This window comes from Microbacterium trichothecenolyticum (assembly GCF_041938625.1).
Classification (GTDB): Bacteria; Actinomycetota; Actinomycetes; order Actinomycetales; family Microbacteriaceae; genus Microbacterium; species Microbacterium trichothecenolyticum_D.
Genome location: NZ_CP169427.1, coordinates 86394 through 98082 on the forward strand (window position 1 = coordinate 86394; position 11689 = coordinate 98082).

Annotated in this window: 10 protein-coding genes; 2 read left to right on the forward strand and 8 right to left on the reverse strand. The window is 71.5% G+C overall.

What is annotated here, in order from left to right:
• Positions 1–183 precede the first annotated feature (183 nt).
• From ACEYYH_RS00430 to ACEYYH_RS00455, 6 genes are all read right to left on the reverse strand, one after another.
• Positions 184–867, reverse strand: a complete 684-nt coding sequence (locus ACEYYH_RS00430) for a response regulator (protein WP_374976354.1) — start codon at positions 865–867, stop codon at positions 184–186.
• A complete protein-coding gene (locus ACEYYH_RS00435) occupies positions 864–3389 on the reverse strand; it encodes a DUF4118 domain-containing protein (RefSeq protein ID WP_374976355.1) in 2526 nt (841 codons plus the stop codon). The genes ACEYYH_RS00430 and ACEYYH_RS00435 overlap by 4 nt, the downstream gene beginning before the upstream one ends.
• Before the next feature lie 132 nt (positions 3390–3521).
• Positions 3522–4136 carry a potassium-transporting ATPase subunit KdpC gene (gene kdpC / locus ACEYYH_RS00440; RefSeq protein WP_374978279.1) on the reverse strand — a complete coding sequence of 205 codons (615 nt, stop codon included), beginning with the start codon at positions 4134–4136 and terminating at the stop codon, positions 3522–3524.
• 14 nt (positions 4137–4150) lie between these two features.
• The gene (gene kdpB, locus ACEYYH_RS00445; protein WP_374976356.1) at positions 4151–6355 is read right to left on the reverse strand and encodes a potassium-transporting ATPase subunit KdpB; all 2205 of its coding nucleotides are present in this window, start codon (positions 6353–6355) and stop codon (positions 4151–4153) included.
• A 3-nt stretch (positions 6356–6358) separates the two neighbouring features.
• On the reverse strand, positions 6359–8059 hold the full coding sequence (gene kdpA, locus ACEYYH_RS00450) for a potassium-transporting ATPase subunit KdpA (RefSeq protein WP_374976357.1): 1701 nt from the start codon (positions 8057–8059) through the stop codon (positions 6359–6361).
• A complete protein-coding gene (locus ACEYYH_RS00455; protein WP_116195031.1) occupies positions 8059–8148 on the reverse strand; it encodes a potassium-transporting ATPase subunit F in 90 nt (29 codons plus the stop codon). The genes kdpA and ACEYYH_RS00455 overlap by 1 nt, the downstream gene beginning before the upstream one ends.
• A 250-nt stretch (positions 8149–8398) precedes the next feature.
• Here ACEYYH_RS00455 and ACEYYH_RS00460 point away from each other — a divergent pair, with 250 nt between their 5' ends.
• Both ACEYYH_RS00460 and ACEYYH_RS00465 read left to right on the forward strand, forming a co-directional pair.
• Complete coding sequence (locus tag ACEYYH_RS00460; protein WP_374976358.1) at positions 8399–8893, forward strand: toxin-antitoxin system HicB family antitoxin; 495 nt, start codon at positions 8399–8401, stop codon at positions 8891–8893.
• Complete coding sequence (locus ACEYYH_RS00465) at positions 8893–9753, forward strand: DUF4097 domain-containing protein (protein WP_374976359.1); 861 nt, start codon at positions 8893–8895, stop codon at positions 9751–9753. The genes ACEYYH_RS00460 and ACEYYH_RS00465 overlap by 1 nt, the downstream gene beginning before the upstream one ends.
• Before the next feature lie 92 nt (positions 9754–9845).
• On the opposite strand, the gene sufU is transcribed toward ACEYYH_RS00465, so the two are convergent.
• The gene (sufU, locus tag ACEYYH_RS00470; RefSeq protein WP_374976360.1) at positions 9846–10322 is read right to left on the reverse strand and encodes a Fe-S cluster assembly sulfur transfer protein SufU; all 477 of its coding nucleotides are present in this window, start codon (positions 10320–10322) and stop codon (positions 9846–9848) included.
• Entirely contained in the window at positions 10319–11620 is a 1302-nt protein-coding gene (locus tag ACEYYH_RS00475; RefSeq protein WP_374976361.1) for a cysteine desulfurase, read from the reverse strand. The genes sufU and ACEYYH_RS00475 overlap by 4 nt, the downstream gene beginning before the upstream one ends.
• Positions 11621–11689: the final 69 nt, after the last annotated feature.

An 11689-nucleotide genomic window follows, 5' to 3' on the forward strand; every position in this document is an offset into this window, starting at 1 on the left:
CCCCGCCAGCCCCGGTCTGTGGAGGAGACGACCGCTGCACTTTACGGCGACCGCTACGCTTCGTTGGCTTCCCCGTTCACGACCGCTGCAGTTGGCTGCGACTGCGCTGTCGCGCAACGTCGCGGTCGCCGCAAACTGCAGCTGTCGCGAGCCGGCATAGCGGCCGGGCCAACAACTCGCGAGTCAGGCGGCGGTGTCGGCGAGGAGGCGGTAGCCCATGCCCGACTCGGTGAGCAGGTGCGCCGGGCGGCCAGGGTCGCGCTCGAGCTTCTTGCGCAGCTGCGACATGTAGAGCCGCAGGTAGCCCGTGTCGGCGACCTGCTCGGTGCCCCAGATGTCCTTGAGGAGCGCCTGCCGCGTCACGAGCGAGCCCGGGTTGCGGGCCAGGAACTCGAGGATCCTCCACTCCGTCGGCGTGAGGTGCACGCGCTCGCCGGAGCGGGTGACGGTCTTCGTCGAGAGATCCACGACGACGTCCCCGAAGGCGACGACGGGGACACCGGATGCTGCGGTCACGCGTCGCGACAGCGCCCGGAGTCGTGCGAGCAGCTCGTCGATCTGGAACGGCTTGGTGACGTAGTCGTCGGCTCCGGCATCGAGCGCCTCGACCTTGTCGGCGGAGCCGGTGCGGCCTGAGACCACGATGATCGGGGCCGTGCTCCAGCCCCGCAGGGCCTCGATGACCTGCACGCCATCGAGGCGCGGCATCCCGAGGTCCACCATCACGATGTCGGGATGCTCCTTGGCGGCGAGGGCGATCGCGGCGGCCCCGTCGGGTGCGGCGATGACCTCGTAGCCGTGCGCGGCGAGCGTGATGCGCAGCGCGCGGACGAGCTGGGGATCGTCGTCGGCGATCAGGACCTTCACGTGAGCGACCTCTCTTCGGTGGGGATCGCGTCCGCGACCGGCAGCGCAATGACCATCGTGAGGCCCCCTCCGGGGGTGTCCTCGGGGGCGAGCGTACCGCCCATGCCCTCGGTGAACCCCTTCGACAGGGCGAGTCCCAGGCCCAGCCCCGCGGTGTTGTCGGTGTCGCCGAGCCGCTGGAACGGGACGAACATGTCGTCGAGGCGCTCGGGCGCGACCCCGGTGCCGTGGTCGACCACGCGGATCTCGGCCGTGCGGCCGAGGCGGCTCGTGGAGATCCGCACGCGCGAGCCCGCGGGGGAGTGGCGCGCGGCGTTCGCGAGCACGTTCACGAGCACGCGCTGAAGGAGCACCGGGTCGGCCTCGATGAGGGGAAGATCGGGATCGAGGGCGAGTTCGAAGCGGTCGGGGCCGCCGCCGAGTTCGTCCAGCGCGGCCAGCACGACGCCGGCACTGTCGACGGGCTGCAGCGCCACCGCGAGCACCCCGGCCTGCACGCGGCTCACATCCAGCAGGTCGGTGACGAGGGCGGCCAGCGTCGCGAGCGACTCGTCGGCCGTGGCGAGCAGCTCGGCCCGGTCTTCGCGTGAGAGGTTCGGCCCCGCTGCGCGGAGACCGCCGACGGCGGCGACCGCGGCGGCGAGCGGGCGACGCAGGTCGTGGCTCACCGCGGACAGCAGCGCGCTGCGCACCTGGTCGGTCTCGGCCAGAGCGCCGGCTTGCCGCGCCGTCGCGGTGAGATCGGTGTGCTCGAGGGCGGCCGAGAGCTGCGCGGTGACGGCGTCGATGAGCCGGCGCTCGGACGCGCCGAGCACGTGCCCGTGCAGCTCGAGCATCGCGGGCGGGCCGCCGTTGCGGCGCGAGACCGTGACCGCTTCGTAGCGGCCGTCGCGCACGGGCTCGCCGTCGGTCGCGACGACGGTGCCGTCGGCGTCGACGAGGCGCACGCCCGCGAGCCCGAGCGACTCGCGCGTGCGGCTGATCAGAGCGGGCACGGCGGATTCGCCGCGCAGCACGCTGCCCGCGACGTTCGCGAGCAGCTCGGCCTCGGCCTCGGCGCGGCGGGCGGACCGCGCCGCGCGCGCGGCGCGGTCGACGATGAAGCTCACCAGCACGGCGATCACGACGTAGAGGATGAGCGCCCAGACATTCCGCGGATCGGCGACCGACACCGTGTAGTAGGGCGCGACGAAGAAGTAGTTGAGGGTGAACGCCGACATGACGGCCGCGAAGACGGCGGGCCAGATGCCGCCGACGAGGGACACGAGCACGACGAGCAGCTGGTACGCCAGCACGTCGCTCGTGATGGTGTCCTCACTGCGCAGCGCCACGAGAAGCCAGGTCAGGAGCGGCCCGCCGATGAGCGCGAGCGCGAACCCGAGCGCGCGCCGGCGCACGCTCAGAGCACCGCCGCTGACGCGCGGCAGCGGGAACCTGTCGCCCGCCGCGTCGTGCGTCACGATGTGCACGTCGATGTCGCCCGACTCGCGGATCACCGTCGCCCCGATGCCGGGTCCGGTGAAGAGCTTCGCGATGCGCCCGCGCCGGCTCACGCCGATCACGAGCTGCGTCGCGTTCACCGAGCGCGCGAAATCCACGAGCGCGCGCGGGATGTCGTCGCCGACGACCTGGTGGTACGTGCCGCCCAGCGACTCGACCAGCGCCCGCTGTGCGGCGAGGGCGCCGGGGTCGCCCGCACGCAGGCCGTCCTGGCTCGACACGTGCACCGCGAGCATCTCTCCGCCGGCGGACCGGGCGGCGATGCGGGCGCCGCGACGCAGCAGAGTCTCGCCCTCCGAGCCGCCCGTCAGCGCGATGACCACGCGCTCACGCGCCTGCCACGCACCCTCGATGCCGTGCTCGGCGCGGTACGACTTCAGCGCGCTGTCGACCTCGTCGGCAAGCCACAGCAGCGCGAGTTCGCGCAGGGCCGTGAGATTGCCGAGCCGGAAGTAGTTCGACAGGGCCGCGTCGATCCGCTCCGCCGGATAGACGAGCCCCGCCGACAGGCGATCCCGCAGCGACTGCGGCGAGAGGTCGACGACCTCGATCTGGTCGGCGGCGCGGACCACCGCATCCGGAACCGTCTCGCGCTGCGCGACCCCCGTGATCTGCTCCACCACGCCGCCGAGCGACTCGATGTGCTGCACGTTGACGGTCGTGATGACGTCGATGCCGGCATCGAGCAGGTCGGCGACGTCCTGCCAGCGCTTCGCATGCCTGAGGCCCGGCGCATTCGTGTGGGCGAGCTCGTCGACGAGCGCGATCTCGGGGTTGCGCTCGAGGACGCCCTCGAGATCCATGTCGCTGAGCTCGACGCCGCGGTGCGAGACGACCGTGCGGGGCACGCCGGGCAGCCCCTCCATGAGCGCCGCGGTGGCCGCGCGCCCGTGCGTCTCGACGACCGCAATGACGACATCGCGCCCGTCCTCGGCGAGGCGGCGGCCCTCCTCGAGCATCTCATACGTCTTGCCGACGCCGGGCGCCGCGCCGAGCAGCACCCGCAGCTTCCCGCGCTTCACGTGCTCACCCTATTTCTTTCCGGTCCTGCGGGATCGGGGCGGATTCTGTCCGTTGGGGCGCGATTTCTCCGCCCCAACGGACGGAACGCGCCCCAAACCGGAAGGGGACGGATGCTGCGACCCCGGGGGCCGTCATGAGCCCAGGGCGTCGAGGGCGAGGTTGAGCTCGACGACGTTCACGCGGGGCTGGCCGAGGTAGCCGAGGTCGCGCTGCTGGATGTGCGCCTCGACGACGCCGCGCACGTCGGACTCGGAGAGCCCGCGCGCCGCCGCGACCCGGGGCACCTGCAGCAGGGCGTACGCGGGGCTGGTGTGAGGGTCGAGGCCCGAGGCCGACGCGGTCACCGCGTCGGCGGGCACCTCGGAGGGGTCGACGCCCTCGAGCTCGGCGATCGCGGCCTTGCGCCCCTCGATCGCCGATACGAGGTCGGGGTTCTCCGGGCCCCAGTTGGAGCCGCTCGACGCCCCGCCGTCGTACCCGTCGCCGGCAGCGGAGGGTCGCGACTGGAAGTACTGCGGGAGCGCCGCGCCCGAGGCATCGGTGAAGGACTGTCCGATGAGCGACGACCCCACGGTGTCGCCCGAGGCGTTCTGGACGGTCGACCCGTTCGCCTGCCACGGCAGGGCGAGCTGGCCGATGCCGGTGACGAGCAGCGTGTAGCCGACGCCGAGGACGAGGGTGAAGACGAGCATCGCGCGCAAGGCGACGCCGACGGTGCGGAAGGTGGTGCGAGTGGACACGGGGATTCTCCTTGCCCGGCTCAGAAGCCCGGGATGAGGCTCACGACGAGGTCGATGAGCTTGATGCCGATGAAGGGGGCGATCACGCCGCCGAGCCCGTAGACGAGCAGGTTGCGGCTGAGGATCTGCGAGGCGCTCGCCGGGCGGTACTTCACGCCGCGCAGCGCCAGCGGGATGAGGATCACGATGATGATCGCGTTGAAGATGATCGCGCTCGTGACCGCCGACGCCGGCGACGACAGCTGCATGATGTTCAGCGCCGCGAGGCCGGGGAACACGCCCATGAACATCGCGGGGATGATCGCGAAATACTTCGCGATGTCGTTGGCCAGCGAGAAGGTGGTGAGCGCGCCGCGCGTGATGAGCAGCTGCTTGCCGATGCGCACGATGTCGATGAGCTTCGTCGGGTCGCTGTCGAGATCGACCATGTTGCCGGCCTCCTTCGCGGCCGACGTGCCGGTGTTCATCGCGACGCCGACGTCGGCCTGCGCGAGCGCGGGCGCGTCGTTCGTGCCGTCGCCGGTCATCGCGACGAGGTTGCCGCCCTCCTGCTCGCGCCTGATCAGGGCGAGCTTGTCCTCGGGGGTGGCCTCGGCGAGGTAGTCGTCGACGCCCGCCTCCTTCGCGATCGCCGCGGCCGTGAGCGGGTTGTCGCCGGTGATCATCACCGTGCGGATGCCCATCGAGCGCAGCTCGTCGAACCGCTGCCGCAGTCCGTCCTTGACGATGTCCTTCAGGTGGATCACGCCCAGAACGCGGCCCTCGCCGGAGGCGTCGAGCGCTGCGACCACGAGGGGGGTTCCGCCCGACTGCGCGATGGCGTCGGTCTCACTCGTGAGCTGGGCACGCATCGCGGGCGGGACATCGGATCCGGATGCCGCGAGCCACGCGATCACGGCAGACCCGGCGCCCTTGCGCACCTGGGTGCCGTCGACGAGGTCGACGCCGCTCATGCGGGTCTGGGCGGTGAACGGCACGACGGTGGAGCCGGCGGGCTCGGTGACGCGGATGCCGCGCACGGCGGCCAGCTCCGCGACCGAGACACCCTCGGGGGTGGGGTCGGCGAGCGACGACAGGGCGGCCGCCCGCGCGAGCTCGTCGTCCTCGACGCCCGGCATGACGACGAAGTCCGAGGCCCGGCGGTTGCCGTACGTGATCGTCCCCGTCTTGTCGAGGAGGAGGGTCGTCACGTCGCCGGCCGCCTCGACGGCACGGCCCGACATCGCGAGCACGTTGCGCTGCACGAGGCGGTCCATGCCCGCGATGCCGATGGCCGACAGCAGCGCCCCGATCGTGGTCGGGATGAGGCAGACGAGCAGCGCGATCAGCACCGGGATGCTCACCGGTGACGCGGCATAGGAGGCGATCGGGTCGAGGGTCAGCACGACGATGACGAACACGATCGACAGGCTCGCGAGCAGGATGTTCAGGGCGATCTCGTTGGGCGTCTTCTGCCGCGCGGCGCCCTCGACCAGCGCGATCATGCGGTCGACGAACGTCTCGCCCGGCTTCGACGTGATGCGCACGACGATGCGGTCCGACAGCACGCGGGTGCCGCCGGTGACGGCGGAGCGGTCTCCGCCCGACTCGCGCACGACCGGTGCCGACTCTCCCGTGATGGCGGACTCGTCGACGGTCGCGATGCCCGCGACGATGTCGCCGTCACCGGGGATCAGCTCGCCGGCCGACACGACCACGACGTCACCGAGCTTCAGGTCGGACGAGGCGACCTCGACCGTCTCGGCACGCTCGGCCGCGGCATCCGTGACTGGGTCGTAGGCGGTGACGCGACGCGCCATGGTCGAGGTGCGGGTCTTGCGCAGCGACGCGGCCTGCGCCTTGCCGCGGCCCTCGGCCACCGACTCGGCGAGGTTCGCGAACAGCACGGTGAGCCAGAGCCACACGGCGATGCCCCACGTGAAGCCGAACGGCACGGGGGTGCCGCCGGAGTCCTCGGCGCCGCCGAGGAACGGCTCGGCGATCGCGATCACGGTAGTGAGCGCAGCTCCCACCCACACGAGGAACATGACGGGGTTGCGCCACAGCGCGGCGGGGTTGAGCTTTCGCAGCGCGCCGGGCACGGCCGCCCAGAGCTGTGCCGCGCTGAACGCGCGGGATGACGGCTTCGGAGGCTTACGCGTGACAGTGCCTGCGACGGGGCGTGCGGTCGGCTCCCCCTCCTCGGTCGTTGAGCGAGCGAAGCGAGCCGAAACGTGAGTGGACATGGATCAGACGAGCCCTTCCGCCAGGGGACCCAGCGTGAGAACGGGGAAGTAGGTGAGTGCGGTGATGACGACCGCGACGACGGCGAGCAGGCCGACGAACTGCGGGCAGTGGGTGGGCAGGGTGCCGGCCGTCGAGGGCACCGGCGTCTGGGCGGCGAGCGAGCCGGCCAGTGCGAGCACCAGCACGATCGGGACGAACCGACCGAGCAGCATCGCGACGCCGAGCGCGGTGTTGAGCCACGGCGTGTTCGCGGTGAGCCCGGCGAATGCGGAGCCGTTGTTGTTCGCGGCCGACGTGAAGGCGTAGAGCACCTCGCCGAGGCCGTGGACGCCGGGGTTCCAGATCGAGGTCGACTCCAGGTCGGAGCGGATCGCCGGGATGCCGAAGCTCAGCGCCGTGCCCGCGAGCACGAGTGCGGGGGTGACGAGGATGTACAGGCTCGCGAGCTTGATCTGCGTCGGCCCGATCTTCTTGCCGAGGTACTCGGGCGTGCGGCCGACGAGGAGCCCGCCGACGAACACGGCGATCACGGCGAGCACGAGCATGCCGTACAGGCCCGAGCCGACGCCGCCGGGCGCGATCTCGCCGAGCATCATGTTGATCATCGGGATCATGCCGCCGAGCGCCGTGTACGAGTCGTGCATGGAGTTCACGGCACCGGTGGACGTGAGGGTCGTCGCGCCGGCGAAGAGCGTGGAGCCCCAGATGCCGTAGCGCACCTCCTTGCCCTCCATCGCGGCGCCGGCGAGCTGCGGCGCGGTGCCGAGGCCGAGAGACTCGAGCCACGTCACGGCGGTGATCGACAGGATGGCGATCGTGCTCATGACGGCGAGGATCGCGTAGCCCTGGCGGTTGTCGCCGACCATCTTGCCGAACGCGCGCGGCATGGCCACGGGGATCGCGAGGAGCAGCAGGATCTCGAGCACGCTGGTCCAGGGTGTCGGGTTCTCGAACGGGTGCGCGGAGTTCGCGTTGAAGAATCCGCCGCCGTTGGTGCCGAGCTCCTTGATGGCCTCCTGGGAGGCGACCGGGCCGCCCGGCAGCAGCTGCGTTCCGCCGGACACCGTGCCGACCTCCACGAATCCGTTGAAGTTCTGCACGACGCCGGCGATGATCAGCGCGATCGCGGCGAGGATCGACAGGGGGAGCAGGAGCCGGACGACGCCGCGGGTGAGATCGACCCAGAAGTTTCCGATCGTCAGCGAGCCGCGGCGGGCGAACCCGCGCACGAGGGCGACGGCGACGGCGATGCCGACAGCGGCCGACACGAAGTTCTGCACGGCGAGCCCCGCAAGCTGGACGGTGTAGCCCATCGTCAGCTCGGGGGAGTACGACTGCCAGTTCGTGTTGGTCACGAACGACACGGCCGTGTTGAACGCGAGGCCCTCGGGAACGGCGGGCAGGCCCAGCGAGTACGGCAGCACGGCCTGGAACCGCTGCAGTGCGTACACGAACAGCACGCCCATGAGCGAGAACGCCAGCACGCCTCGGGCGTACGCCTGCCAGGTCTGCTCCGACTTCGGGTCGACGCCGACGAGACGGTAGCCGACGCGCTCGACGCGCCAGTCCTTGCCTGAGGTGTAGATGTGGGCGATCCCGTCGCCGAGCGGGCGGTAGAGCAGCCCGAGGATCAGGATGACCGTCGCGATCTGCAGGATGCCGGCCCACACCTCTCCGGTGGTTGAGCCTGTCGAAACCTCCATCAGAACTTCTCCGGCTTCACGAGGGCGACGACGAGGTAGACGATCGCGGCGAGGCCGAGGACGGCCCCGACGAGCGAGAAGACGATCACAGCTTCTCCACCGCCTTGGCGACGAGTCCGACGAGCGCGAACAGCGCGAGCGTCAGGGCGAGGTAGATGACATCGAGCACAGGGACTCCCGGTAGGTGCGTTGAGGTGCGCATACGATGCAACTCGGGCACGGATGCTGCAGCCGCCGTCCTCACGGAATCCGAACGCCGTCCGGGCCGACGCTCACGGCACCCTGACGGGGTGCAGGTGAAGCGTTGACATGACACCACGCTGATGTCACTCTGACGTCATGCAGATCGCCACGCATGTCGAGGAGCTTCAGCGTCGGCTCGCCGCAGCCGCAGCCCCCGAATCCGCCGAGGTGGCCGCTCGGCTCGCGGCTGCGCTCGAGCCGGCGGCCCGGCTCGCGATCCTCGAGGCGCTGTCCGAGGCGGCGGGTGAGATCACGCGAGAGCTCGCCCCCGGCTCCGTCGACCTCCGACTGCGCGGTCGCGAGATCGACTTCGTCGTCGCACGCCCTCAGCCCGAGCGTGCGACGGAGGCCACCGCCAACCCGAGCGGGCCGGTCGTGCTCGGGGGCGCAGCATCCGATGATCCCGACGATGCCACCGCGCGCACCACGCTGCGTCTGCCGGACTCGCTCAAGGCACGCGCCGAGGCCGCGGCCGCCGCCGAGGGGCTCTCGCTCAACACCTGGCTGGTCCGGGCCGTCGCGACGGCCGTAGAGCCCGCGCCGCCGGCAGCCCGCAGCGCGAGCTCCGCCTACACGGGCTGGGTGCGCTGATGCCGACGTTCCCGGTGTCGGGTCCGGCGGCGGTGCGCATCGAGGTGCAGATGGGCCGCATCGACGTCGTCGCCGAGCGTCGTCGTGACCTCGCCGTCGACGTGGCGCCCGCGAACCCGCAGCGCGCGGGCGACCGCACCGCGTCCGAGGCCGTGCGGGTGACCCAGGCGGGGTCCGACCTGCGCATCGTCGGACCGGTGCGGTTCACCCTCTTCGGATCGGGCGATTCGGTCGATGTGTCGGTGCGGATCCCCACCGGGTCCGACGTGTCGCTGGCGCTCAAGTACGGCTCGATCCGCGTCGCGGGCGCGGTCGGCACCGCGCGCATCGCGCTGGACTACGGCGACGCGACCCTCGAGCGCACCGGCCGCGCCGACCTGGGTCTCGGGCACGGAGAGCTGCGCGTCGAGCACGTGCGCGGCGACGCGGACGTCGACATCACGTCCGGCCGTGCCCGCATCGGCATCGTCGACGGAGCCCTGCGCCTGAAGGGCTCGGACGCCGGGATCGACGTGGGCTCGGTCTCGGGCGTCGCCGACATCGCGACGTCGAGCGGCGTCGTGCATCTCGGCGATCCTGGCCCCGCACTCACGGTGCGGTCGGCGTACGGACCCGTGCGCATCGGCGACCTCAACGGCGGCACCGCGCGGGTCGAGGCGTCGTACGGGGCTGTCGACCTCGGCATCCGCTCCGGCACGGCGGCGTGGCTCGACGCGTCGAGCCAGCACGGCGTGGTGCGAAACGAGCTGGACACCGCCACCGGTCCCGTCGAGGGCGAGGCGTCGGTGGAGCTCTACGCGCGGGCCGGGTACGGCGACATCACTGTGCGCCGCACGCATCCCGTCGCGGGCGGGGACTGAGGATCGTGCGGCCGGGGCGTGCCCGGATGCCCAAGGCGTTTCGACTCGCAAGCTCGCTCAACGACCGGGAGGGGGGCCGGCTGCGCCGCTTCTTACGCCCGCGACGCGGCGTCCTCGAAGGCGACCCACGCGAGCATCGCGCACTTCACCCGCGCCGTGAACTTCGAGACGCCGGACAGCGCAGCGGCGTCGCCGAAGACCTCTTCATCGAGGGCGATCTCGCCACGTGAGCGCAGCGCCTCGCGGAAGCCCTCGATGAGAGCGGATGCCTCGTCCCGCGGCATCCGTCCCTCCTCTTCGATCAGCGCGGCGAGCATCGACGCCGACGCCTGCGAGATGGAGCAGCCGGCGCCGTCCCACGTGACCTCGTCGACGGTGGTGCCGTCGTCGGAGAGGCGCACGCGGAGCGTGATCTCGTCGCCGCAGATCGGGTTGCGCTGGAACGACGTCGCGACACGCTGGCCATGAGCAACGCCTTCGGCGGCGGCCTCAGCGGCGAGGCCCTTGCCATGCGGGCGCTTGGAGTGGTCGAGGATGAGCTCCTGGTAGAGCGATTCGAGGCCGCTCATGCGCCGGCTCCGAAGAACGCGCGCACGCCCGACAGCGCGTCGAGGAACACGTCGACATCGCCCGTCGTGTTGTACAGCTGCGACGACGCGCGCACCGAGGCGGTGAGCCCGAAGCGGCGGTGCAGCGGCTGCGCGCAATGGTGTCCGACGCGCACCGCGACACCGCGGGCGTCGAGGAACTGGCCGACGTCGTGCGCGTGCACGCCGTCGACGTCGAACGCCCACAGGCCGACGCGCTCCGCACCGTCGGCGTCGCCGAGGAGCCGCACACCGGGAATCGCACGAAGTCCCTCACCCATACGGGCCTCCAGCGCCTTCTCGTGCGCGTGCACCGCGCTCATGCCGACGCCCTCGAGGTAGCGCACCGCGGCCGCGAGCCCGATCGCCTGCGACACCGGCTGTGTGCCGGCCTCGAACCGCTGCGGCGGCGGCAGGTACGACGCCTCGTCGAGCGTGACGGTGGTGATCATCGAGCCGCCGGTGAGGAACGGCGGCAGGGCTTCGAGCACGTCGGCTCGGCCGTACAGCCCTCCGACGCCGTAGGGGCCGAGCATCTTGTGCCCCGAGAACACCGCGAGGTCGACGCCGAGCGCGGGGAAGTCGAGCGGAAGATGCGGCGCCGACTGGCAGGCGTCGAGAACCGTCACCGCGCCGACCGCCTGCGCCAGGGCGACGAGCTCGATGACGGGATTCACGATGCCCAGCACGTTCGATACGTGTGTGAACGCGACGATACGCGTGCGCTCGCCGATGAGGGTGGCGGCAGCATCCATGTCGAGAGAGCCGTCGTCGTTCACGGGGATGTGGCGGAGCACCGCGCCGGTGCGGAAGGCGAGCTCCTGCCAGGGGATGAGGTTCGCGTGGTGCTCGGTCTCGGTGATGACGATCTCGTCACCGGGCTGCAGCGCGAAGCGCGCGCTGGTGGGGGCGCCTCGACCGACCGACGCGTTGCCGATCGCGTAGGCGACGAGGTTGAGCCCGGCGGTCGCGCCGCTGGTCCACACCAGCTGCTCGGGGCGGGCGCCGACGAACCCGGCGACCGTCGTGCGGGCGTCTTCGAAGAGTTCGGTCGCCTCGGCGGCGAGGGTGTGGGCGCCGCGGTGCACGGCGGAGTTCGCACGCGTGAGGAAGTCGACCTCGGCGTCGATGACCGCCTGCGGCTTCTGGCTGGTGGCGCCCGAGTCGAGGTAGACCAGGCGCTCGCCGTTCACGCGCTGTCCGAGGATCGGGAAGTCCGCGCGGAGAGCGGCGGCGTCGAGGGGCGCGACCGACGAGGGTGCGGGTGCGGAGGAACTCACCCTTCAAGGGTATGCCGGATGCCGCGTCCCCGGGCGGGGCCGGCACCCGGCGCCGGGTGTGGGTTCGGG